This is a genomic window from Arthrobacter sp. R3-55, from assembly GCF_054161505.1.
Genome location: NZ_CP096423.1, coordinates 570,708 through 594,800 on the forward strand (window position 1 = coordinate 570,708; position 24,093 = coordinate 594,800).

Annotated in this window: 20 protein-coding genes and 1 pseudogene; 9 read left to right on the top strand and 12 right to left on the bottom strand. The window is 63.0% G+C overall.

From position 1 onward, the window contains the following. Positions 1-29: 29 nt before the first annotated feature. A complete protein-coding gene (locus tag M1D51_RS02770) occupies positions 30-1,997 on the top strand; it encodes a primary-amine oxidase (RefSeq protein ID WP_458108441.1) in 1,968 nt (655 codons plus the stop codon). 19 nt (positions 1,998-2,016) lie between these two features. Next, positions 2,017-2,442 (top strand): annotated as a pseudogene (locus M1D51_RS02775) (hypothetical protein); the annotation flags it as partial. Between the two features lie 87 nt (positions 2,443-2,529). Here the strand turns inward: M1D51_RS02775 and M1D51_RS02780 are convergent. Both M1D51_RS02780 and M1D51_RS02785 read right to left on the bottom strand, forming a co-directional pair. Next, the gene (locus M1D51_RS02780) at positions 2,530-3,423 is read right to left on the bottom strand and encodes a sigma-70 family RNA polymerase sigma factor (protein WP_458108442.1); all 894 of its coding nucleotides are present in this window, start codon (positions 3,421-3,423) and stop codon (positions 2,530-2,532) included. 17 nt (positions 3,424-3,440) lie between these two features. Next, positions 3,441-3,899 (bottom strand): carboxymuconolactone decarboxylase family protein, encoded by a 459-nt coding sequence (locus tag M1D51_RS02785; protein WP_172326038.1) that lies wholly within the window; start codon positions 3,897-3,899, stop codon positions 3,441-3,443. Positions 3,900-3,993: 94 nt separating this feature from the next. On the opposite strand from M1D51_RS02785, the gene M1D51_RS02790 reads away from it, so the two are divergent. Next, positions 3,994-5,031, top strand: coding sequence for a zinc-dependent alcohol dehydrogenase family protein (locus M1D51_RS02790; RefSeq protein ID WP_458108443.1), 1,038 nt, complete (start codon positions 3,994-3,996; stop codon positions 5,029-5,031). Positions 5,032-5,103: 72 nt separating this feature from the next. Here M1D51_RS02790 and M1D51_RS02795 read toward each other — a convergent pair whose 3' ends face one another. The 3 genes from M1D51_RS02795 to M1D51_RS02805 all read right to left on the bottom strand — a co-directional run bounded on the left by M1D51_RS02795 (position 5,104) and on the right by M1D51_RS02805 (position 8,804). After that, positions 5,104-6,339 carry a pyridoxal phosphate-dependent aminotransferase gene (locus M1D51_RS02795; RefSeq protein WP_458108444.1) on the bottom strand — a complete coding sequence of 412 codons (1,236 nt, stop codon included), beginning with the start codon at positions 6,337-6,339 and terminating at the stop codon, positions 5,104-5,106. A gap of 48 nt (positions 6,340-6,387) precedes the next feature. After that, positions 6,388-7,047 (bottom strand): hypothetical protein, encoded by a 660-nt coding sequence (locus tag M1D51_RS02800; protein ID WP_458108445.1) that lies wholly within the window; start codon positions 7,045-7,047, stop codon positions 6,388-6,390. Between the two features lie 161 nt (positions 7,048-7,208). Next, the gene (locus M1D51_RS02805) at positions 7,209-8,804 is read right to left on the bottom strand and encodes an alkaline phosphatase D family protein (RefSeq protein ID WP_458108446.1); all 1,596 of its coding nucleotides are present in this window, start codon (positions 8,802-8,804) and stop codon (positions 7,209-7,211) included. Positions 8,805-8,937: 133 nt separating this feature from the next. Between M1D51_RS02805 and M1D51_RS02810 the strand changes: the two genes are divergently transcribed. Then, positions 8,938-9,348, top strand: a complete 411-nt coding sequence (locus M1D51_RS02810; RefSeq protein WP_253951558.1) for a hypothetical protein — start codon at positions 8,938-8,940, stop codon at positions 9,346-9,348. On the opposite strand, the gene M1D51_RS02815 is transcribed toward M1D51_RS02810, so the two are convergent. The 5 genes from M1D51_RS02815 to M1D51_RS02835 all read right to left on the bottom strand — a co-directional run bounded on the left by M1D51_RS02815 (position 9,330) and on the right by M1D51_RS02835 (position 16,117). Continuing rightward, positions 9,330-11,774, bottom strand: a complete 2,445-nt coding sequence (locus tag M1D51_RS02815) for an HAD-IC family P-type ATPase (RefSeq protein WP_458108447.1) — start codon at positions 11,772-11,774, stop codon at positions 9,330-9,332. The genes M1D51_RS02810 and M1D51_RS02815 overlap by 19 nt on opposite strands. A gap of 126 nt (positions 11,775-11,900) precedes the next feature. Next, positions 11,901-12,914: a hydroxyacid dehydrogenase gene (locus tag M1D51_RS02820; RefSeq protein ID WP_458108448.1), complete on the bottom strand. Its 1,014-nt coding sequence runs from the start codon at positions 12,912-12,914 to the stop codon at positions 11,901-11,903. Continuing rightward, positions 12,911-13,846: a carbohydrate ABC transporter permease gene (locus tag M1D51_RS02825; protein ID WP_172324417.1), complete on the bottom strand. Its 936-nt coding sequence runs from the start codon at positions 13,844-13,846 to the stop codon at positions 12,911-12,913. Before M1D51_RS02825 ends, M1D51_RS02820 begins: the two co-directional genes overlap by 4 nt. Continuing rightward, complete coding sequence (locus M1D51_RS02830) at positions 13,843-14,775, bottom strand: carbohydrate ABC transporter permease (protein ID WP_458108449.1); 933 nt, start codon at positions 14,773-14,775, stop codon at positions 13,843-13,845. The genes M1D51_RS02825 and M1D51_RS02830 overlap by 4 nt, the downstream gene beginning before the upstream one ends. Before the next feature lie 28 nt (positions 14,776-14,803). Further along, entirely contained in the window at positions 14,804-16,117 is a 1,314-nt protein-coding gene (locus M1D51_RS02835; protein WP_458108450.1) for an ABC transporter substrate-binding protein, read from the bottom strand. A gap of 278 nt (positions 16,118-16,395) precedes the next feature. Here M1D51_RS02835 and M1D51_RS02840 point away from each other — a divergent pair, with 278 nt between their 5' ends. From M1D51_RS02840 to M1D51_RS02860, 5 genes are all read left to right on the top strand, one after another. Next, positions 16,396-18,417 (top strand): hypothetical protein, encoded by a 2,022-nt coding sequence (locus M1D51_RS02840; protein WP_458108451.1) that lies wholly within the window; start codon positions 16,396-16,398, stop codon positions 18,415-18,417. An 80-nt stretch (positions 18,418-18,497) separates the two neighbouring features. Beyond that, a complete protein-coding gene (locus M1D51_RS02845) occupies positions 18,498-19,625 on the top strand; it encodes a substrate-binding domain-containing protein (RefSeq protein ID WP_458108452.1) in 1,128 nt (375 codons plus the stop codon). Between the two features lie 47 nt (positions 19,626-19,672). Next, positions 19,673-20,743 (top strand): PDDEXK nuclease domain-containing protein, encoded by a 1,071-nt coding sequence (locus M1D51_RS02850; RefSeq protein WP_458108453.1) that lies wholly within the window; start codon positions 19,673-19,675, stop codon positions 20,741-20,743. A 98-nt stretch (positions 20,744-20,841) separates the two neighbouring features. Next, positions 20,842-21,681, top strand: a complete 840-nt coding sequence (locus M1D51_RS02855; RefSeq protein ID WP_458108454.1) for an alpha/beta fold hydrolase — start codon at positions 20,842-20,844, stop codon at positions 21,679-21,681. A 23-nt stretch (positions 21,682-21,704) separates the two neighbouring features. Then, entirely contained in the window at positions 21,705-22,313 is a 609-nt protein-coding gene (locus tag M1D51_RS02860) for a dihydrofolate reductase family protein (RefSeq protein ID WP_458108455.1), read from the top strand. Positions 22,314-22,397: 84 nt separating this feature from the next. Here M1D51_RS02860 and M1D51_RS02865 read toward each other — a convergent pair whose 3' ends face one another. Next, positions 22,398-23,246 carry a CPBP family intramembrane glutamic endopeptidase gene (locus M1D51_RS02865; protein ID WP_458108456.1) on the bottom strand — a complete coding sequence of 283 codons (849 nt, stop codon included), beginning with the start codon at positions 23,244-23,246 and terminating at the stop codon, positions 22,398-22,400. 41 nt (positions 23,247-23,287) lie between these two features. Next, complete coding sequence (locus M1D51_RS02870; RefSeq protein ID WP_458108457.1) at positions 23,288-24,079, bottom strand: glucosamine-6-phosphate deaminase; 792 nt, start codon at positions 24,077-24,079, stop codon at positions 23,288-23,290. Positions 24,080-24,093: the final 14 nt, after the last annotated feature.

The following is a 24,093-nucleotide window of genomic DNA, read 5'->3' on the forward strand; positions in this document are numbered from 1 at the left end:
CCATCATAGGTCCCGGACAAGAGGCAGCCATGACGCCCACAGCAACTGACACAGCAACCGCGGAAGCACAGTACTCACTGGCAACAGGCGCCGAGATCTCCCAGGTGCAGGGGATCCTGCAGGCCGCCGGCCACCTGGGAGCCGGGAAGCGCATCGCGTACCTCGGGCTGGTGGATCCCTCCCGTGGCCAGTCCGGGCAGGACCGCCGCTTCCGCATCTTCATCCACGACATCTCCGGCGGAGCTCCGCGCGATGTCCTCGTCTCCGTAACCAGCGGCGAGATCCTCACTGCCATCGAGCTGGATACCAAAGTCTCCGGCGAACTCCCCGTCCTGGAAGAGGAATTCGAGGTAGTCGAGACACTCCTTGCCACTGACGAACGGTGGCTCGCCGCGCTCGCGTCCCGGGATCTGGAGGTGGCCAAAGTTCGCGTCGCGCCCCTGTCCGCCGGAGTCTTCGAGTACGACGACGAGAAAGGTCGCCGCATCCTCCGCGGCCTCGCCTTCGTCCAGAATTTCCCGGAAGACAGCGCATGGGCCCACCCCGTGGATGGCTTGGTAGCTTACGTGGACGTGGTCAACAAGGAAGTCACCCAGGTCATTGACCTTGGCGTCATGCCCATCCCTGCAGAGCACGGAAACTACACGGACCCCGAGCTCACCGGCCCCCTCCGCGAAACCCAGAAGCCCATCAGCATCACCCAGCCGGAAGGCCCAAGCTTCACGGTTACCGGCGGGAACCACGTTGAGTGGGAAAAGTGGAGCCTGGACGTCGGCTTCGATGTCCGCGAAGGAGTTGTCCTCCACAACCTCGCCTTCAAGGACGGCGAGAAGAAACGCCCCATCATCAACCGTGCCTCGATTGCCGAGATGGTGGTGCCCTACGGCGATCCATCGCCCATCCGGTCCTGGCAGAACTACTTCGACACCGGTGAATACCTGGTAGGCCAGTACGCCAACTCGCTCGAACTGGGCTGCGATTGCCTGGGCGACATCACCTACCTCAGCCCCGTCATCAGCGACGCCTTCGGCAACCCCCGCGAGATCCGCAACGGCATCTGCATGCATGAAGAAGACTGGGGCATCCTCTCCAAGCACTCCGACCTCTGGACCGGCATCAACTACACCCGCCGCAACCGCCGCCTGGTGATCTCCTTCTTCACAACCATCGGCAATTACGATTACGGCTTCTACTGGTACCTCTACCTGGACGGCACCATTGAATTCGAAGCCAAGGCCACCGGAGTTGTCTTCACCAGTGCCTTCCCGGAGGGCGGATCGGAGAACATCTCCCAGCTCGCCCCGGGCCTCGGCGCCCCCTTCCACCAGCACCTCTTCAGCGCCCGGCTGGACATGGCCATTGACGGCTTTACCAACCGCGTGGAGGAAGAAGACGTGGTCCGCCAGGCCATGGGCCCGGGCAACGAGCGTGGCAACGCGTTCTCCCGCAAGCGCACAGTCCTGGCAAAGGAATCAGAGGCAGTCCGTGAGGCCGACGCCCGCGCCGGCCGGACATGGATCATCTCCAACCCTGATTCGAAGAACCGTCTGGGTGAGCCGGTCGGCTACAAGCTTCACGCCGAGAACCAGCCCACGTTGCTGGCCGACCCCGGCTCGTCCATCGCCAGGCGCGCGGCTTTCGCCACCAAGGATCTCTGGGTGACCCGGTACTCGGAGGAGGAGCGCTACCCCACGGGCGACTTCGTGAACCAGCACTCCGGTGGCGCCGGCCTACCCGCCTACGTTGCCCAGGACCGCGACCTTGATGGCCAGGACATTGTCCTCTGGCACACCTTCGGCCTCACGCACTTCCCGCGCGTGGAGGATTGGCCCATCATGCCCGTGGACACGGTGGGCTTCAAGCTCCGTCCCGAAGGCTTCTTCGATCGGAGCCCGGTCCTGGACGTGCCGGCCAACGCCTCCGGTTCGAGCTGCCACAGCGCGGCCGCAACCGAAGAGCACGGCGAACATGGCGAGCCCGCCGGGCACTGCCACTAAAGCCCGCGGGATACTCACTATGAGAACAATGGCAGGACGGGTCCGGGGCTCCGGACCTGTCCTGCACCCCCGGATCTGCGCGGCCCTCACGGCTGTTTCCTGCCTGGTGCATCTGTGGCTCGCAGCCTCCGGACACCACCAAGCCTGGCTGGGCATCCTCATGATCGGCCTGGCGGCAGTCTGCATCCCGTGCACGGTTCACATTTGGCGCCACAGCCGCGTGGGCGCGCTCCATCAAGTGACCATCTCGGCCCTGGCGATGGTGGGACTTCACGCCGTCCTGCTCCTCAGCGCGGGCGGTGCGGGAGGTTCCGGACACGCGCACGGCGGGGGACCGGCGTCGAACGCTGTTGGCGTTTCCGGCGCCGCCTCGCTTTTGCTGGTCATCGGACTGGAAATCACGACGGCGTTACTCGCCGCTACGCTGGTGGCCCGCCTCAGGCGGGCCAAGCCACGCGAGACCGCGGGAAACCTGCCAATTCGTAGGGAAGTTTCCCACGAACACGCAGCTTTCCGGCTACTTGGAGTCGGCTCAGAGCGAGACCCACGTTAGCTTGTCCGGGTTGGACACCTGGCGGAGCCCTCGGATCAACCCGTCAGGGCCGGCCTCGACCTCAAGAATGTCGGCGCGGCCGTTGTGCCGGATCACCAAAGCTTCTCCGCCATTGACCCCTATGAGGCTTGCGCGGATCGGCTGCACAGGGTTGAACTCCGCAGCTTTGCCGAAGATGCCGGTAAAGAAGCGTCCGATGTTGCCCGCTCCGAAGACCGGGTTCATGGCACTCTTGACCCTGCCCCCGCCGTCGGCCCACAGGACAGCGTCCCGGTCCAGCATGGCGACCACTGTGTTGATGTCACCCAGTTCGATGGCCAGAACCAGCTTCTCCAAGGCCGCGCGATCCTTGGTCCGGGGAGCCGGCGCCTCAGGATCGATCTCCAGGCGGCGCTCGGCCCGCGAAATCATTTGGCGCACGGCTGCGGGGGTTTTCTCAAGGATGTCCGCAATTTCCGGGGCGGACATTGCGAAGGCGCGGTGCAACACGAGCGCCGCCCGGGCCTCCGGTGCCAGTTGCTCCGCCAAGTGCAGCAAGGCCAGGGAGAGAAGCTCCCGGTTAGCCACGGTTTCTTCCGGAAGCCGGGACGCATCCACCGGTTCAGGCAGCCAAGGGCCGGTGTACTCCTCACGCACGGTTGCCAGTTGGCGTACCCGATCAACAGAGCGGCGCACGCAGACGGTTGTCAGCCAGGCCGGCCAGGAATCCACACGGTCCGCGTCGGCTTTACGCTCCCGCTGCACAGCGTCGATCGCTACTTCCGAGACCACGTCCTCCGCATGCCCGAAGTCGCCCAGCATTCTGTAGGCGATCCCCAGGAGGCGGTTCCGTTCGCTTTGCCACGCCGACGTGGCTGACACCGCAAGAGCCATGCTGCCAACGCTACCTTTCAGACGATCGGATTCTTCTCATCCACCGGTGGCTCCATCCGGGTGCTGATGGCGATCCTGTTCCACACATTGATGGTGGAAATGGCGAGAATCAGGCCACCCATCTGGCCGTCGTCGAAATGGGTAGCGGCCGCGTTCCAAATCTCGTCCGTGACTGTCTCCGGGCCCAATTGGGTTACCGCATCGGTTAGGGCGAGGACTGCTTGCTCGCGGGCGTCGAAGAACACCTTCGAATGCTGCCAGGCCGCCACCGCGTGCAGCTTCCTTTCCGGGATGCCGCGCTTCCGGCCGTCCGTGGCATGCATGTCCACGCAGAAGCCACAGCCGTTGAGGATGGAGGCGCGGAGTTTGATCAGTTCATACAGATCGGGATCCACCGATTTGCGGGCATAGCCTTCGAGTCCAATGACGGCGGCGTAGCCGAGCTTGTTGCTGCGGCCGATGTTGATGCGGGTCATGCTGACGTCCCTTCAGAGATGGTGCCTTACATCAGGGATGTCGGATTCGCCGGCCAAAGTGTGACAGGGGCAGCCGATTGTTAGAGTCAGGGGCGTGCGAGCAATAGTTTTTGATGAGGTCCGGACCCAGCCCGAAGTCAGGGAGGTCGCCAAACCGCAGGCCCCTGTTGGGGGCGTGGTGGTCAGAGTGCTGGCAACCGGTATGTGTCGCAGCGACTGGCACGCCTGGGCCGGCCACGATGACATCGCCATGCCGCACGTGCCGGGCCATGAGCTCGCGGGGGTGATCGACGCTATAGGGGAGGGCGTCCGGCACTGGAAGGTGGGCGACCGCGTCACCGTCCCCTTCGTCTGCGGGTGCGGCAACTGCGAGTGGTGCCTGGCCGGAGACGCCCAGGTCTGCCCTGACCAGCAGCAACCCGGCTTCACCCACTGGGGTTCCTTCGCCGAGTACGTGGCCCTGCACGCGGCCGACAGCAACCTGGTTGCCATCCCTGACAGCATTGAATATTCGACGGCGGCAAGCCTCGGCTGCCGCTTCGCCACGGCATACCGTGCGCTCGCAGCCCGAGCACAGGTTAAAGCCGGCGAATGGGTGACTGTAGTTGGCGCGGGAGGTGTGGGACTGAGCGCTGTGATGATCGCCAAGGCCATGGGAGCAAGGGTCATTGCCGTGGACAGGAACCCGGAAGCTTTGGCTGTGGCTGCACGGTTGGGCTCCGACCACACCGTGCTGGCTGACGGCACGGACATCCCCGCGGCGGTCAACGTCCTCTCCGGCGGAGGCAGCCACGTGGCGGTGGACGCCGTCGGAAGTGAACAGACTTGTGCAGACGCGATACTGAGCCTGCGCAGGCGCGGCCGGCACGTCCAGATCGGGCTGCTCCCGTCCATCGACGGCAACCCGCAAGTGCCCATGGCACGGGTGATCGGTTGGGAACTGGACGTCCTGGGCAGTCACGGCATGGCCGCTGTGGACTATCCGGGCATGATGGCCCTCATCGAACAGGGAGCGTTGCAGCCGCAGTTGCTCATTGAACGCACCATTGGCCTGGAAGAAGCAGCGGCACTATTGCCCGGCTTCGACAAGGCGAACCCCGCCGGCATGACCATGGTGGACCCTGCCCAGTAGGTCACTTCCCCAGCGCCCAAGTAAGTGGCAGCAGAGCGTGTTTAGACCGCTCAGAACGCGCTTAACTGCGACTTACTTGGGTGCGTCCACGGGGCGGTTCCGGTACGCGGCCAGGTAGGTGGAGATGCGGCGCACCGCTTCTTCGATGTCCTCTACTGCGGGCAGGATGACGAAGCGGAAATGGTCCGGCGTGGGCCAGTTGAACGCAGTTCCGTGGGAGATGAGGATCTTCTGCTCCTGCAGGAGTTGGAGGACGAACTTCTCGTCACTCTCAATGGGGTAGATCTCCGGGTCCAGCTTGGGGAACAGGTACATGGCACCCGCGGCGGGGACGCAGCTGACGCCCGGAATCGCGGTCAGGAGTTTCCACGCAAGGTCCCGCTGGTCGCGGAGACGCCCGCCGGGACGAATGAGCGCTTCGATGCTTTGGTATCCACCCAGGCATGTTTGGATGGCGTGCTGGGCTGGAACGTTGGCACACAACCGCAGCGAGGCCAGCAGCTCCAACGACTCCCGGTAAGCGGCGGTGACGGTGCGGGGGCCGGTCACTGCAACCCATCCGGCGCGGTAGCCAGGCATGCGGTACGCCTTGGACAATCCGCTGAACGTCAGGACGCACACGTCCTCGGCCACGGAGGCGGTGTGGATGTGCGGGGCGTCTACGTAGCGGATTTTCTCGTAGATCTCGTCGGAAAACAGGACAAGATCATGCTTGCGGGCCAACGCGGCGAACTGCTCCAGGATGTGCCGGGGGTAGACGGCTCCGGTGGGGTTGTTCGGGTTGATGATCACGATGCCCTTGGTGCGCGGGGTGATCTTGGCTTCGACGTCGGACATGTCCGGCCACCAGTTCTCCTCTTCATCGCACAGGTAATGAACAGGGTTGCCACCGGTGAGCGTCACGGCTGCGGTCCACAGAGGGTAGTCCGGTGCCGGGATCAGGATCTCGTCACCGTTCTCCATGAACGCCTGCAGGGTCATGGAAATGAGCTCGCTGACGCCGTTGCCAATGAAGACATCCTCGACGCCGATGGTCATCAGTCCGCGCGTTTGGTAGTACTGCGAGATGGCGGTGCGGGCTGAGAAGATGCCCTTGGAATCGCTGTACCCCTGGGCTCCGCGAAGATGGTGGATCATGTCCACCACCACAGACTCCGGTGCCTCCAACCCGAACGGTGCTGTATCTCCCAGGTTCATCTTGAGAATACGGTGCCCCTCGGCCTCCATGGCCTTGGCCGCTTGGAGGATCGGCCCGCGGAGTTCATAGCGGACGTTCTGGAGTTTGCTGGAGTGCTGCATCGGACGCATGGTTGATCATTTCATGGCATCCGCCCGCCGGAGCAAATGATTCCGGAATCAGAGCCAGCGAATCACCACAGGAAGTGTCTTGATGTTGGCCGAAACTTCCCGCTCAGTACCGTTCACCGCAACAGCGAAGTGCTGGAGTTCATCCGCTGATGCCAGGACCTCAAAATGCCCGGTGGCATCACTGACGGCAGCCGTAGCCGATGAATGGGCATAGATAAATGCGTCAGCGACTCCTTTATTGTGCCCGTCAACCACCCGTCCCCGGATCCGATGGGCGGCACCTGACGTGCCGGGGGCAGTCCCGGCGGGAGGATCGGAGGGTTCGTCGAAAGGCAGGGACACCGGGATGCGGACCAGGAAACCCAGCCCTTGCTGAATGGCGCCCGAATACTCCTCGGGCCGGAATTCACCGTTAGAAACCACGGAGTACTGGCTGTGGAGTTCCACTGCCAACAGCAATTGCTCCATGGTGTCCAACTGCTCGGGGCCGTGACATTCCACGGCAACCCGCAGTTCGAGGTCAAGTGCGGGCCCGTCTCCGCGCGACCTGCCAATCCGGTTGAGGGTGACAGCCCGGACGGTGACCGGCGCCTCAGGCAAGGGAACGACGGCGGTGGGGGACCCGTCGTCGAACCTCACATGCCGAGGAGCGACGGCGTCGGAAAGTACCCCCAGAAGGTCGGACAGCGACGAACGCACATGGCCCACGGCAGAACCCCAGCCGGACAGAGATCTACTACATCAACTGGAACTAGGCTACTCCCGCTGTTCGGCGTAGTCACTGGAATCCGGACCCAAGTAGGTGACAGCACATGTCGCAATGAGGGCTCATTGGAGCAAGTGCTGTCACTTAGTTGGAGACCACGCGCTCAGGCGAGGCCGGGAACGCCGTCGGTGATCGTGTAGGACTTTTTGGTGCTGACGGGTGCACCGGGCGTGGTGACGTAGTCCAGCACCCGGAAGTCGGCGGTCATGGCGTCCTTGGTGATGCGGGTGTTCACGTAGCCGCGGTTGTCGTTGTAGAACTTCAGGTGCGGGTTCCACGCCATGGTGGGGTCGGTGGTGGATCCTGTGCCATTTCCCGTGGACGTGATGGACGAGCACACCAGTTCCGAGCCCACCACAGCTGCGGCCGGGTCCTTGTAATCCACCTTGAGCTCGGTGGCCCAGTGGCGGTGGACGTCGCCGGTCAGTACGACGGCGTTGCGCACCTTGGCGTCCACCCACCCTTGGGTGATGCGACGGCGGGAGGCGGCGTAGCCGTCCCAGCCATCCATGGAGACGTCATCGATATCCGGCGCCTTGTCCCGGTCCCGCTCGGCGAAGAAGACCTGTTGGCCAAGAATGTCCCACCGCTGCGTGGAGTTCCTGAAGCCATCCAGCAGCCATTTCTCCTGCTCGGCGCCGGTGATGGTGCGGTTTTCGGCCAGGCGTTCGGTGACGTTCTTCCGCCAACCGTCGCCCGCGAGCTGATCGTCGCGGTATTGGCGGGTGTCCATCATGTGGAAGTTGGCCAGCTGGCCCCACTGGATGGTGCGGTAGATCTTCATGTCGAACCCGGCCGGGACTGAAGAGCGGCGCAGCGGCATGTTCTCGTAGTACGCCTGGAACGCTGCCGTGCGGCGCTGCCGGAAACGCTCCGTGGTGTCGTTGAGCTGGTCGGCGTCGTTGTTCTCGGGGATTTCGTCGGCCCAGTTGTTGTCCACCTCGTGGTCATCCCACACCACCAGCCACGGCGCGATTGCGTGCGCTGCCTGGAGATCGGCGTCGGACTTGTATTGGGCATGACGCTGGCGGTAGCCGGCCAGGGTGCTGGTTTCGGGGCCCTCATGATCGCGCGGATTGCCGCCGCCGATCACGTAGCTGCCCTTCTTGTACTCGTAGAGGTAGTCGCCCAGGTGCAGCACCAGGTCCGGGTGGTCCTCGGCCAGGCGCTTGTAGGCCGTGAAGTAGCCGTGCTCGTACTGGGCGCAGCTGGCAAAGGCCATGGCCAGTGCCGCCGGGGTTTCGCCGGGCGCCGGACTGGTCAGGGTGCGCCCCACTTCGCTGACGTGCCGCCCGGTACGGAAACGGTAGAAGTACTCCCGGCCCGGACGGAGGCCCTTGAGCTCCACGTGCACCGAGTGGGCGGTTTCGATCCTGGCATGTTCGACGCCGCGGGCTACTACCCGGCGCATCGCCGGGTCTTCCGCAACTTCCCAGGCGACGGCGACCGGGCGGGAAGGCATGCTGCCCAGGCCGTCCTCGGCCACGGGGTTCACCGCCAGGCGGGTCCAGATCACGAAGCCGTCCGGCCATGGTTCGCCCGACGCGATGCCGAGCGTAAACGGATCGGTGCGGAGACCGGCGTCGTCCGCTGTTGAAACCGCCGGGAGGGCCCCGGCGACGGCGGCACTGGGGAGGGCTGCGACGAGTCCGGCCCCGAGGCCGGCTGAGATGAGGGACCTGCGGGAGATTTTTTCCATAGCTTCGACCCTAGGAAGTCCGGGTTGACTGGATCCAAGGGCCGCATGAATGTGTGGTTAATTGTGTGACAAAAGGTGTCACCCCTGCCCGCGACTGTCCCTGCTTGGAGGGCCCCTCATCTATGCTCGGTTCATGACGACGGGGGAAAGCCCTAAGCGGCCTGGTGCGGTGACGTTCTCAGTGGTGCTCATGTACATCGGCGGGATTGCCCAAATCATTCTGGGGATCCTGACGATCTTCCTGCGGTACACCCCGGAGGCCCAGTCCGGGGGCATCGCCCTGCCCATCACGTTGCTCGGTGCGGGCATGATCCTGTTCGGCCTCCTGGTGATCGGGCTGGCCTCCGGCGTGGCGCGGGGAAGCAGCGCGGCACGCCGGGGCGCAACAGCGGTGATGCTGTTGGGCTTGGCCTTTGCCGTGCTGGACCTCATCATTGCCGCAGATAATGACTGGTCGGCTGTCATTTCCCAGTCCGTTGCCACGGTCGCCGTGCTGGTGCCGTTGTGGACGGGCCGTGGACGACGCTATTTCGAGACGCGCTGATTGGAAACCCGGTGATGCAGCGCCTCCTGGGCATCCCGGTAAGCAACACGGCGGTGAACGAACCGGACGATTTCGATCAGGGCAATGCAGGCCACGGAGGTTCCCAGGACGAGTAATGCCGTGGGCAGGGTTGGGTCGGTGAATTGCAGGAAATCACGGGCAATCGGCACGGAATAGACCAGGATGAGTCCGATCATCATCGCCCCGATCACCAGGCCCTTGAACCGCGTGACCGGACGCGAAAGCACCACCAGGATCCAGATGCCGATGATCGTCAGAATGAGGGTGGAGCCTGTCCTGATCTCGGCTTCAGGTATCTGCAGGTTCGCGGCAAGGCGTGCATAGGAAGCAAGCCCCAAAGTCACGGCGACACCAGCCGGCACGGCGAACGTGAGTGAACGTCGCAGGAAGCCGGGAATGTAGCGCTGGGCGTTGGGCAGCAAGGCCAGGAAGAACGCGGGAATGCCGATGGTCAAGCCGTCAGTGACTGAGAGTTGCCGGGGCAGGAACGGGAAAGGCAGCAGGAGGATGCCGAACGCGATAGCCAGGAAGGTGGCGTAGGCAGTCTTCGTGAGGAACAGCATGGAGACGCGCTCGATGTTGGCAATCACCTGGCGTCCTTCAGCCACCACGCTGGGCAGGTGCGAGAACTTGCCGTCCAGGAGCACCAACCGGGCTACGGCCTTCGTAGCGGCAGCACCGGAATTCATGGCCACGCCAATATCGGCTTCCTTGATGGCCAGGGCATCGTTGACGCCGTCGCCGGTCATGGCCACCGTGCGGCCGGCAGCCTTCAGTGCCACCACGATCCGCTTCTTCTGGTCCGGGGATACCCGGCCGAAAACTACGTTGCTGTTGATCACTTCCATGAGTTCTTGCTCATCATCCGGCAACTCCCGGGCATCGAAGCCATGGGGTGCATCCAGGCCGACTTCGCGGGCGATGGCTGCCACCGTTTGCGGGTTGTCACCGGAAATGATCCGGACATCCACATCCTGGGCCGCGAAGTAAGTCAGCGTCTCCGCAGCATCGGGACGGATGTTCTCCTTGAACGTCAGGAGGACCACAGGGACAGCATCGGCCGGAACAGTCTCATCGCTGGTGGGGGTGCCGTGTGCCAGGACCAGGGTGCGCCGTCCTGTGGCTGCCAGTTCCACGGCCTGGGCGGCAAGCTGCCGAAGCACGGGATCGGTGGATTCACGGGCCGGGAACACCATTTCGGGGCCGCCCAGCACCCACATTCCGTCGTCGAAAATCACCGCGCTCCACTTACGGGCCGAAGAGAACGGCACCCGGTCAAGCGGGAGCCCGGCTGGCTCAGTGAAGTGCCCGGCAAGGCTGCGGGCCGTCGCGTTGGCATCCTTCTGCACCCCATACCAGGACAGCACGGACTCCCACCCTGGACGGGCGGTCAGGGGATGGGCGGCGTCAAAAACGATGTCGCCCTGGGTCAGTGTCCCGGTCTTGTCGAGGCAGATGATATCCACGCGCGCCAGGCCCTCGACGGCCGGAAGCTCCTGGACCAGCACCTGTTGCCGGGCCAGCTTTACCGCCCCGACAGCGAAGGTAATGCTGGTCATCAGCACCAGCCCCAAGGGGACCATGGCGACGACGGCGGCAATAGTCGCCGTCGCAGCGTCACGCCACGCGCCACTTGCCGAGGCTTCGGCCCACCCGCCCTGGGCAATCATTTGGGCGTTCAGGACCAGCAACGCCACCGGACCCACAAACCAGGTGACCCATTTCAGGACGCGGTCGATCGAGGAACGGAGCTCGGAGGCAACCAGGGAGAATCGCTTGGCTTCGGCGGCAAGGGAGTTGGCGAACGAGTCCGCGCCCACCCGGTCCACCGCCGCGGAGCCCTCGCCGGCCACCACCACGGACCCGGACAGGACGCGATCGCCGTCGGACTTTTCCACCGGATCCGATTCGCCGGTCAGCATGGATTCATCCACTTGGAGTCCCCGTGAACCGGTCACCACGCCGTCAGCGGGCACTTGATCACCGGCCCTAAGGATAAGGGAGTCGTCCAGCACCACATCATCCAAGGCGATTTCCGCCTCCGCACCATCCCGCATCACCCGGGCGTGGGGTGCGTTCAGGAGGGCCAACCGATCCAAGGCCCGCTTTGCCCGGTACTCCTGGACGCTGCCGATCACCGCGTTTGCCACTGCACTGAAGCCAAAGAGGGCATCCTGCCAACGGCCAATCGCGAACAGGACAATGAAGCAGGCCAGGATGATGCCGTTGAACAGGGTGAGCACGTTGGCGCGGACAATGCTCCACACGCTGCGGCTGGTGTCCTGGGCGAACGCATTGGTTTGTCCCGCGGCCACCCGCTCGGCGACCTCGGAAGTGCTCAGTCCTTGGGCCGAGGCACCCGCTAAACGGACTGCCGCATGTGATTGGTGCTTGTCCTCTGGCACTCATGCCCCCAGTTGTTGAGTCAATCCAAGGAGCTGAGTCTGCCCGAGGATGGGTGGAGCGATGGGACTGAGTATGCCAGCCGCGGGCGGTAATGTCGCCGTCGTCGGTGTCCTGGGACGTGACAGTCAGGCCGTGAAGGCGAGGTCCTTCGCGTGCAGCCTGTGGCGGAGCGGTTCGCCGCGGGAGACCCGGTGCGCTTCCTCGATGGTGCTGACGGCCATCCGCTCCAGCTCCATGCCCAGTGAGCCGGCCAAGTGAGGAGTGAGGAGCACGTTGGGGTGCGTGTAGAAACCGGATTCGGCAGGGAGTACCCAGGGCGTGGTGACGTCCAGGACGGCGTAGAGGTCGCCCTCCTGGATCCGCCGGAGCAGCGCGTCCTGATCCACCAGCTCACCACGGGCGGTGTTGATGAAAGTGGCACCGGGCTTGAAGCTGGCCACCAGCCCTTGATGGATCAGGTTGCGGGTGGACGGCAACGACGGCGCGTGGAGGCTGACGACGTCGGACGTCGCCACGAGCTCTTCCAAGGAAACACGTTCGACGCCGAGGGCCGCGGCCGCGGAATCGTCCAGGAAGGGGTCAGCCACCACAACCTGGACGTCATAGGGCTTCAGGAGCCGGATGACGTGCTTGCCGATCCTCGAGGCGCCGATGAGGCCCACCCGTTTGCTGAAGTTGCCCATGTCCGGGAACACTTGGTCCGGCTCGATCCCTGTTTTCTCCGAATGCAGTTGGCGGGCGATCTGGAGGACCCGCTTGTTGGCCAGCAGGATCATGGCCACCGTGTATTCGGCAACGGGGATGGAGTTTGCGTCCGCAGCCGTGCTGATTTCGATGCCCCTTTCCCAGCATTCGTCGCCCACATGGTGTTTGACCGTGCCTCCCGCGTGGAGGACATGGGTCAATCGCGGGGCTGCGGCCAGGGCTGCGGCATCGAGCCTCGGGCAGCTCCATCCGGTGATCAGGATGTCCGTCTCAGCCAGGATTTCCAGCGAACGCGCGGAAGTGAAGTCTTCCATGGGCTCGGGGCTGAGCAGCTTCAGGCCGGGGGAGAGGGTCTCGAGGCGGCGGCGGGGAAAGACGCGGGACACGACGCCGGGACCCATGGCCAGCGCGACGTTTGGTTTGGTGCTGGTCACTTGACGCTCCCTGCGGTGAGGCCGGACTTCCAGAAGCGCTGGAGCATGATGAAGGCCACCAGCAACGGAAGGATGGAAAGCAGCGAGCCCGTAATGACCATGGGCGTGAACTCGGGCTGCGGTACCGAATACCCCTGCCAGATGGAGATGCCCACGCTGACGGGAAGTAGCTGCTGGTCCTGCAGCATGACCAAGGGGAGCATGAAGTTGTTCCAGACGCCCACAAACTGGAACAGGGCGATGGTGATGTAACCGGGCATCATCATGGGCAGGCCCAGGGAGAAGAAGGACCGGATGGGCCCGGCGCCATCCATGCGGGCGGCCTCGAGAGTTTCAGCCGGCACATAGCTGGCGGAGTAGACCCTGGCCAAGTACACGCCGAACGGGTTGCACAGAACGGGGATGAGGATGGCCCAGACCGTGTTGGTCATGCCCACCACGGAGGCCAGAAGGTACATGGGCAGCACAGTGGCGGTGTTCGGAATGAGGACGCCAACCAGAACGAAGCCGAACAGTGAGTCCTTCCAACGGAACTGGAATTTGTCGAACGCGTACCCTGCCATGACCGAAATCAGGCTGCCAAGGACGGCGCCCACCCCGGCGTACATCACTGAGTTGCCCAGCCAGCGGAAGAAGAGGCCACCGTCCTGATTGGCCACGTTGGCGATGTTCTCGAACAGGGAGAAGTTCCCCAACGCGTAGGCACTGGTGCCGTACAGGTCAGCTGCGTTCTTGGTGGAAGCGAACACCAGCCACAGGACGGGGACCACCATGTACGCGGAGCCGATGATCAGCAGGCCGTTGACCGTGAGCTTGCTGGCGAATCCTCCTGCACGTTTGGATGCGCCGCGGTTGGTACGGCCGCCGTTACGGCTTGGGTTTTGCTTGGCAGCAGCGCTGCTGTGGGGCCGGGAAACTGTTGAGGTGCTCATGCTTTGTTCATCCTGGAGCTAAGGCGGGTGACGGCCAGGGACAGGATTGCGGCCAGCCCGGCAATGATGATGGAAGCCGCCGCTGCCTGGTTGAGGTTGTGGCGGATGAACGCTGCGTCGTAGGCCCACAGGTTGGGAACCCAGGTGCTGGTGACCGAGGCTGTGGCCTTGGAGATGATGTTTGGCTCGGTAAACAGCTGCAGGGTGCCGATGATGGTAAAGAGCATGATGACGCTCAGGGCCGGGAGGATCAGGGGGAACTTGATGCTCACGGCGGCCCGGATTTCGCCGGCGCCGTCCACCCGGGCGGCTTCCAGGATTTCCCGGGGCACAGCCTGCAACGCGGTGAACAAGATAATCACGTTGTAGCCCGTCCACTCCCAAACGCCGATGTTCACAATGGACGGAAGGACCAAGTGCGCGTCCAGGAAGTTGATCTGGATGCCGCCGCCCTGGAGCGCTTGAACCAGTGGGCTGATGCCCGGGGTATAAAGGTATGCCCAGATAAGGGCAGCAATGACGCCAGGGACTGCGTGGGGCAGGAACACCAGGAGTTGGAACAGTTTGCGTGCCTTGGCCACCGAGGCATCCAGAAGGAGCGCAAAGACCACAGCGCCACCCACCATGCAGGGAATGTAGATCAGGCAGTACAAGCCGAGGCGGCCGATTCCCTCCATGAACGTTTCGGACTGGAACACCTGTACATAGTTCTCAAGGCCAACGAACACGGTCTTGGCTTCCCCGAAGCCCAAACCGGACTTCTGCTGCGAGTGGAAACTCAGCACCAGGGAGTAGATCACGGGCGCGATCATGGCGATCGCGAAGACCGCGAAGAAGGGGACCAGGAACAGCGCGGCAGTCCGTCCGCCGGTTCCCGCCAGTGCACGGCCGCGGCGGCGCACTGTGGTGGTGAGGGCCTGGGTGGCCATGGGGTTCTCCTACTGCTCTTTGGCGGAACTACTCTTTGACCGACAGGCCGGCCTGCTTCAGGCTTGCCACGGTGGCGTCCTGGGCGGTATCGACGGCGTCGTGGATGGTGCCGCCGGTGGTCAGCTTGCCGTAGGCATCCTTAAGGGCTGTGTTGGTGATGTCCCAGTTGGGACCCCACTGCCAGCCCGGGGTGATGGTGCCGTAGGCCTTGGTGAAGACCTCATAGATGTCGTTGCCGAAGTAGCTGGCGTCAAAGGCCTGCTGGGCTACAGGTGTCAGTCCCGGGAAGGCAAGGAACGCCGAGCCGGTGTTGCCGCGGGCCTTGATGGCTTCCAGGCTGGTGGTAAGGAACTCAACAAACTTGGCGGCAGCGGCGGGGTTCTTGCTGCTCTTGGTCACGTTGAAGCTGGATCCACCGTAGAAGGCTCCGGACTCATTGCCCCAGTTGGGCAGTTCGGCGGCGATCCATTGGCCCTTCTGGCCGCTGGCTTCCGTGCGTTTCTGGATGCCTGTGGCACTCCAGTTGGCGCCCACTACGCCAACAACGGTGCTGTTGGCCAGATCCAGGCTCCACTCGTCGCTGTACGCCTGGGTAACCTTGACGATTTTCTGGTCGATCAGTTTCTGCCAATAAGTGGCAACCTTCTGCGTTGCTTCATCGTTGACGCCCACCTTCCAGCTCTCGCCTTCGGTTCCGAACCACTTGGCCCCGGCCTGCCAGGCCAAACCGGCGCTCGCCGCTACCTCGTTGGGGTTGAAGCTGGCCAGGTAGGAGTCGGGCGCTACAGCCTTGAGCTTCTTGCCCGCCTGTTCGAATTCATCCCAGGTCTTAGGGACCCCGACGCCGGCCTTGTCCAGCATGTCTTTGCGGTACCACATGAGCATGGGGGCTGCGTCGTACGGAAGGGCGTACGTCTTCTCTCCGAACTGGACCAGTGCCTTGGTCTCGTCAGTGAGCTTGTCCACCGTTTCGGCCTTGTTGATCAGGCCATCGAGGGGAATGACCTGGCTGTTGCTGACGAACTGGGGCAACTGCGGGTATTCGATGGTGGCGACATCCGGGCCGTTGCCTGCGGTGATGGCAGTGGAGAGCTTTGCGTAACCGCCGTTGGCGCCGTTGGGGATGGTTTCGAAGCTGACCTTGATCTTGTCCTGGCTGGCGTTGAACGCCTCAGCCACCTTGTCCATGCCGGCCAGCGAGGACCAGAAGGTGATGGAACCCGAAGGGTCTTCGGTGGGTGTGGGTGCTGCCGCAGGGGTGGGGCCGGTGCCGCAGGCTGCGAGCAACAAGGTGCTGGCAGCCAAGCCGGCTACTCCGGCGAAGAGATGACGACGCTTCATGGTGTTCTCCTTTGAAGACTTGCGATGCGAAGAAGTTTGGTGTGGTTGGGGCCACATGCGATGAATCCATGTAACCGCGCTGCTTCGAACATCTACAAGATTTCAAACATTTTCAAACATTGGGATTGAGTGTTGACCACGCAGGTAATGAGCGGCGTCGGAAGTGTCGGGCGCCAATTTTGTTCGAACGAACAGAAAGTGTAGACCTCCCGAGGCTGCCCCTGCTATGAATTTTGGACACCCATCCCCATCCCCACTACTGAGAAGCAGGCGTTTCAATGGAGAAATCGAACATCAGCAGGCGAGCGGTCCTGCACGTTGGTGGAGCGGCGTCCTTGGCGGCGGCCTTTGGGCTGGCAGCCGGCCACCCGGCGTCGGCGTCCACGGTGCCGGGTACCAATCCGAAGGCGACTGAAGTCCTGGACCTGGGCCCCGGCGTCGTACAGTTCTCCCTCATGAGCGGGCTGCTGGTAGGCGATACTCTGTTCATCGGCTCGCGGAACCTGGATCCCGTCCGGGTGGTGGCATTCCACGTTCCCAGCGGCAAGGTCACCGGTGTGACCGAATTGGAGAACGGCTACGCCATCCAAACCATGGCCGCTGACGCATCCGGCCGATACCTCTACGCCGGCGTGCTGCAGAACGCCACCGGGCCCAAGCCGAACCTGTTCCGCTGGGACCTTTCCAACCCGGGTGTGAAAGCCAAGCCCATTGGCCGCATCGGTGACCGTGACGTCCGGGACATGAGCGTGGCCCCGAACGGCCGCCTCTATGCCGTGGGCGGCGGCAGCGGCACGGCGCCCGCGTTGTGGGAGTACGACCCCGCCACCGGATTGGTGTCCAATTTGGGAGTCCCCGACGCCGGCGCCACCTTGGCCCGAGCCGTCGCAGCCACGGACTCCACCATCTTCTTCGGCGCAGGCAGCACTCTGGCCGGCGGAGGAAGCGCCAGCCGTGCCTGCCTTTATGCCTACAACCATGCCGCCAAGACCTTCACCAACGTCACGCCGGCGGAGATGGTGGCGGACCCGAGCATCCGTGACCTGGCGATCGTCGGAGACAAAGTCCTGGTGAGCTCCGCAGCTTCGACGTCCACGTCCAAGATTGCTGCGGTGAGCGTCGCTAATCCGTCCTCGTATGCTGCCGTTGCCTCTGAAGGAAAAACCGCCAAGAACTTCGCGGCGATCGGGGACAAGGTCTACTTCGCCAACGAGGCCGGGCTCCTGGCCTACTCCTTGTCCGGCAACCAGGTTTCATCAGTGCCTTACCAGGGGCCGTTCCTTGGCGAAATCTGGGGCGTTGATGCCCTGAACGGCAAGCTTCTGGTGACTTCCGCGTTCGGTTTCGTGGCCGAAATCGATCCCGTATCAGGGGCCTGCAAAACCACGGACCTCGGCGAGGCAGGAGCGCCGTCGGACGCGCAGGAAGCCATGGGGCTGGCAGCCGGAGGCGGTCTGGTGTACGTCGGCGGCAACGGTGTGATCTCGCGCCGGTCGCTGACGGACGGACAAGTCACCAACATGACCGTTCCGGGCGAAGCGAAAGACGCCGTGGTGGTGGATCAGGTTTTGTACACAGGCCAGTACAGCTCCCAGGGCATCTGGAGCTATGACCCCCGCAGCGGGCAGCCGATCAGCCAAGTGGCCAAGTTCTCCTCCGAACAGAACCGGCCCCTGGATGTCCACTGGGATGAGGTCAACAAGCTCGTCCTGGTGTGCGCGCAAGCTGACACTGAGGGCGGCGGCTCGCTCTGGACCTACGACCCCGCCACGGGCAAATCCGGGTTCTTCCTCAACCCCGTGGACAAGGTGCAGTTGGTGCGCGCAGTAACAGCGCACGACGGCGTCGCTTACCTTGGCGGCGGACGGCCGGGTACCGAAGGACCCGGCACAGTTGTGGCAATGGACCCCGTGACGGGCAAGGAATTGTGGCGCCTCGATCCGGGTCTGGGCGCTGGTGTGTCTGCCTTGGCTGTGCAGGGGCGTTACCTCTACGGGATTGTCCGGACCGGGCGCTTGTTTGTCATTGATCTGTCTCGGCGTGTGGTGGTGCACCAGGCAGACATCAGTTCGGTCTGCACCGGATTCGCAGCCTTGGTGACCAACCGTGGCGCTGTTTATGGTGTCTCGGACACGGATGTCTTCCGCTTTGATCCGAAGACGTTCGAGCTCGCCACGGTGGTGGCTGACATCGATGGCGGTTGGTACAGCGGCTCGCACATCACCAATGACGAAGACGGTTACCTGTACACCATGCGCGGCCGCAACGTAGTGCGGATCAACGACCACCCACGGCGGTAGGTGCCCGGCGTTGCGGGGCCCGCTTTGCGTTCTCTGGCGAGTTTTTAACGCGCAAAGCAGGCCCCGCAACGCACGTGCATATGGTCACCTATGCTTATTTGAACATCGCGATTCCGGAGAGGGTGGGCATGCTCAGCAGCGAACGCCACGAGAAGATTCTGCGCGAGCTTGAAATGCGGGGAACCCTGACGGTCAACGGGTTCGCGGAGAAGACCGGGCTGTCCACCATGACCATCCGGCGGGACCTGACACAGCTTGCCGCCCAGGGGCTTTTGCGCCGCGTGCATGGCGGGGCTGTCCCAGTGCCGTCCGAGCGCTCCGGGGACACTGTCCATAGAAGATCCCGCCAGCCGCTGGCCACCCTGGGTCTTATTGTGCCCACCACGGGTTACTACTTTCCCGAGGTTATCCGAGGCGCGGAAGCAGCAGCCAGGGAGCTGAACGCGCGGCTTATCCTAGGCGTCAGCAACTACTCCACCGAGGACGAGCACCGGCAACTCCAACGCATGGTGGCCAACTCCGTGGACGGGATACTGCTGGCAACCGCCGGGTCACTTGAGCCCGGTTCGTCCACCTTTGACCTGCTCTCCGGGCTGCGGATACCAGTGGTGCTGGTGGAACGGTCAAGCAGGGTGTTCGAATCCGTGATGTCGGACCACTCTTATGGTGCTGAGCTAGCCATCGAGCACCTGGCATCCTTGGGCCACCGCAGGATTGGGCTGGCCATCGCCACCAGCCCCACGGCGCCGTGGCTTCGTGAAAGCCACGAGCGCATGGTGTCCAAGCTCGGCCTCGAAACAGATGCGCCCGTCATGGAATATGTCAGGTCAGTGGTGGGGGCAGGCAATAACCAGAAGGAGTTTGCCAAGTTCCTCAAGGACTGCCGACGGACCGATACCCACGCAGCCTTGGTGCTTCCGGACGAGGAAGCCATCACCCTCATCAACCTTGCCGAGGAGTCCGGGCTGGACGTTCCGGAGGACCTGGCGATCGTGGCCTATGACGACGAAGTTGCGGACCTCGCCCCGGTGCCCCTGACCTCCATCGCCCCGCCCAAGCGCGATGTGGGGCATGCCGCCGTCGCCATGTGCATGGAAAGGCTGGGCGGGAAGACCGGCTCCTTGGCGTCTCCGGCGCTGAGGCGCGTGAGCCTGGCCCCGACGCTGATCATCCGGGAGTCCACGGTGACGGGGGAGGACGCGGAGTAGGGGGGTTGCTCTGAGAAATGTCAGTGGCGGTCAATAGGTTTGTGTGCATGACTGATTCGCGTGCCCTGGCTTTACCGGCAGACTACAAAGATCTCCTGGACGCACTCAAGAAACGCGTGCGCGATGCGCGTCAGACTGCGCTTCGAACCGTCAACACACAGCTGATCGAGTTGTATTGGTCGATCGGGAAGACTGTGTTGGAGCGCCAGCAGGTGGAGCAATGGGGGAGCGGCGTCATGGGGCGCTTGGCTGACGACCTCCGGGCAGAGTTTCCGGAGATGAAAGGCCTTTCACGATCGAACCTCTTTTATATGCGGGGATTCGCAACGGCCTGGACGGATCCAATTGTCCAACAAGCTGTTGGACAATTGCCGTGGGGTCACATCACAGTGCTCTTAGACAAACTGGACAACCAGTTCGATCGGGATTGGTACGCGGCTGCCGCAGCTGAACACGGCTGGTCTCGCAACGTCCTCCTGAACATGATCATGAACCGGACGCTGGAAAGGACAGGTGCGGCACCATCGAACTTTGTCCAACGGCTTGTTGGACAAGATTCCGAGCTGACCCAGCAGGTCGCCAAGGACCCTTACAATTTCGAATTTCTTGGCTTGTCGGGGGAAGTCGCCGAACGAGACCTGGAACTGGCCCTTACCAGCCGGATCGCCGAAACTCTGAGGGAACTTGGGCCGGGATTCTCGTTCGTTGGCCGTCAGGTCCACTTCGATGTCGACGGCGACGACTTCTACATAGACATGCTGTTCTTCCATATGGACCAGAACCGGTATGTGGTTATCGAGCTGAAGACGGGAAAGTTCCAGCCCGAGTATGCCGGCAAACTGAACTTCTACGTTGCCCTTGTGGATGACATGCTTCGCCGCGAACATCACAATGAAACGATTGGCATCCTGATCTGCGGTACCAAGAACGACCGCAGCGTCAGGTACAGCCTCGGGCGGTCAACCTCACCCATGGCAGTCGCCGCCTATACATACGACAAGCTCCCGGCCTCCGAACAGCAAGCCCTACCCAACGAAAGCCACCTTGTGGCTGCCCTCGAATGGGCAGATCCTGACGAGGAACAGCCGAGCGCCTCCCAGGAGACGCTTGTAAATTAGTCGCATTACCTTCACCCCGCGACCCTGCCGCCATCACCGCCGCGAGACTAGGATGACGCGCAACGGCCAGCGATCCTTACAACGTGGAAGGGCAACGAATGAACTATCAGACCCCGGACCCGGAAGCCGGTTACGCAGACGTCAACGGACTACAGATGTACTACGAATTGCACGGCTCAGGTGGTACGCCCTTGCTGCTCCTGCACGGTGGACTATTCGACATCGAGCAGCAGTTCGGTGCGCCTATCCCGGCCTTGTCAGCGGAGCGTCGGGTGATCGCCACGGACTTCCAGGGCCACGGCAGAACCAACGACATCGACCGCCCATTGAACACCGCTGACTTTGCATCGGATGTCGTTGGCCTTCTGGAACACCTGGACGTCGGCGAGGTTGATGTCTTTGGTTTCAGCGTCGGCGGGGCCGTTGCACTGCATCTGGCGATCAAGCACCCCGAGCTCATCCGGAAGCTCATCGTGTCGTCGGTGTCGTTCAATCCCGACGGCGATCGCGGTGGAAATGCTGAAGCTGTCACCGAAATGACAGTGGACATGATCGTGGGCACTCCCATGGAGCAGCGGTACATGGCCGTCTCGCCGCACCCGGATTACGAGCACCTGCAAGGACTCCTGACCAAGCTCGGCGGCTACGACACCGGGTCAAAGGGGTGGTCGGATGACGAGATCCGCGGAATCCAGGCCCCTACCTTGATCACGGTGGGGGATTCCGACATGGTCAAACTGGAGCACGCGGTGCGGTTCCTCCAGCTGCGCGGCGGTGACGTCAACGGCGATTTTGAGGGCGTACCCGCCTCGCAGCTCGCTGTATTCCCTGGCACCACACACTTCTTCGGCCTGGCGAGGACCAATCTTGTGCTGGACGTTGTGACCACATTCCTGGACGCCCCGCCGCCAGCCGGCTGGCAAGATCAGCGACCCTGAACCACAAGTGAGAGGAGCACACCATGGGGATTCTCTCCGTTGACCTCTTCATCACCCTCGACGGCGTGTACCAGGCTCCGGGTGGCCCGGACGAGGACCGCTCGGGCGGCTTCGAGCACGGCGGATGGCAGGCCGCCTATTCAGATGAGGAAGCCGGTGCCGCGATCGTCGATGGGATTAACCGGATGGACGCCCTTTTGCTGGGTCGGCGGACGTACGACATCTTCGCCGCGTACTGGCCCAACCAGGACGACCACATTGCCCGGACACTGAACGGCCTGCCCAAATTCGTGGTTTCCAGAAGCTTGACCGACGCTCATTGGGACGGGACGACGACGCTGGGGGACATTGATCAGCTCGTTGCCCTGAAGGAGCGTTTCAAGGATATCCACGTGATCGGCAGCGGCGAACTGGTACGGTCACTCCTCGACGCGGACCTGGTGGACCGGCTCAACTTGTACCTCTACCCGCTCACCTTCGGCACAGGCAAGCGCTTGTGGGCCGATGGAGCCGGGGTGCCCGCAGCGTTCCGCTTGGTTCAGCCGCCGCAGGGCTTTCCCAACGGGGCGGTAGCGCTGGCGTACGAGCGTGCCGGGGCGCCGGTTACGGGCATCGATATCGGTCAGTCCTGAAGCCGCAGCAAACTGCCGCTGCACTTAACAGAAGCGTTCGACGGCGGTCCGCACCCGCCGTCGAACGTTTCTGCTTTGACTGGTCTAAAGTCCCGCGGGCACCGCGAGAGGGGCGCGCTGCACGCGCCCCCGCACAACAATGAGAGCGACGACAGCAATCAGCATGTAGATCATGTTGGCCGGGCCCGCCAACTGTAAGAGCGGGCTCTGCGGACCCGCGGCGGCCTGGTCAATGCCGCCAGTGGACAGGAAGAGCGTGGGGTCGTACAGGGCGTGCAGGATCATTGGCCAGATCAGGTTGCCGGTGACCCGGAGAGTCAAGTACATACAAATGCCGAAGCCGAACGTAAACAGCACGGTCACCAAGACGGTGACGATCGGCATGCCTGACAAGACGTTCGCCGAATGAAGCAACGCGAAGACCAGGGAAGACAGCACCATGACCACCCACTCGGACTTTCCCGAGTCACGCAGCATCTTCACCACTATGCCGCGGGTGAGGATTTCTTCGGCAAAGCCCACCAGCAAGCCCGTGAGCAGCGTAATCACCACAACGGAGGCATGGTAGCTGCTGTAGTTGATGCCCAGGAAGCGCAGCACGATCGCGGCCACCAGGAAGAACGGAGCTACCCACATCCACCAGCTCCCCTTGACAGGTTGCGGAGCGAACAGCGGTTTGAACCACTTCACCGAGTACACAAAGGCAGCCAGGGCCACGCTGCCAACAATCAACGACAGGGTCAGGCCGAAGAAGACGCTCTGCGGGGTGCGGAAAATGTCCTCGGCTACCACTTGGTCGCCTGCAAGCGGCCCAATTGCCAGGCCGGCGCCAAGGTAAACCGCCATATAGAGCACGGCCAGCAGGATAGCCCGCCACCAACCGCCTTTGTCCCAGAATGCTTTCCAAGCTGATGAACGGACGGTTTGGTCCACGTAGTGCCCCCTTGAGTCGGCGGGACGAATGTTGGTCCCGCTTAGAAATCTACTGGAAGCAGGTCTTGTGCCGATTGCCAAGCATGCCGGTAGTACTCCGCGTGCACCAGACGGGCGGCGGCGTCCTCGTCGATGATCACCGTCGCCCGTGGATGCTGCTGAATGACCGAACCCGGAACTGCTGAGGACACTGGCCCTTCCAACGCAGCGGCAACAGCCTTTGCCTTAGAGGAACCGAACGCCAACAGCACCAACTGCCCTGCCCGGAGGATGGTCCCAAGCCCTTGGGTAATGCAATGGGTTGGGACTCCTTCCAAGGAACCAAAGAAGCGGGCGTTGTCCGCGCGCGTTTGTTCGGCCAGTGCCTTGATGCGTGTAGTGGACGCCAAGGAGGACCCGGGCTCGTTGAAACCCACGTGGCCGTTGGAACCGATGCCCAGGATTTGGATGTCGATGCCGCCAGCACCCGTGATCATGGCTTCATATTCTGCCCCGGCCTGGGTGATGTCCGGGCCAGTTCCCCGCGGGGTGAACACCTGGTCCGGATTCAGTCCCAGCGGCTCCACCACTTCGCGGGTGATAACTGTGCGGTAGCTTTCCGGATGCTCAGGCGGGACCCCGAGGTACTCGTCCAAGGCGAAGCCACGCACGCGGGAAACATCAATGCTGCGCTCCTGGATTGCCCTGGCCAAGGCCGAATAGGTGGTCAGCGGGGTGGAACCTGTTGCCAGGCCCAGGACTGTGGCGGGGTTTGCGATGATCTGCTGCGAAAAGATGGATGCAGCGACGCTTCCGGCCTCGATGGGGTCGCGGACAATGATGACTTCTGCCATGGGTGTTCCTTTGG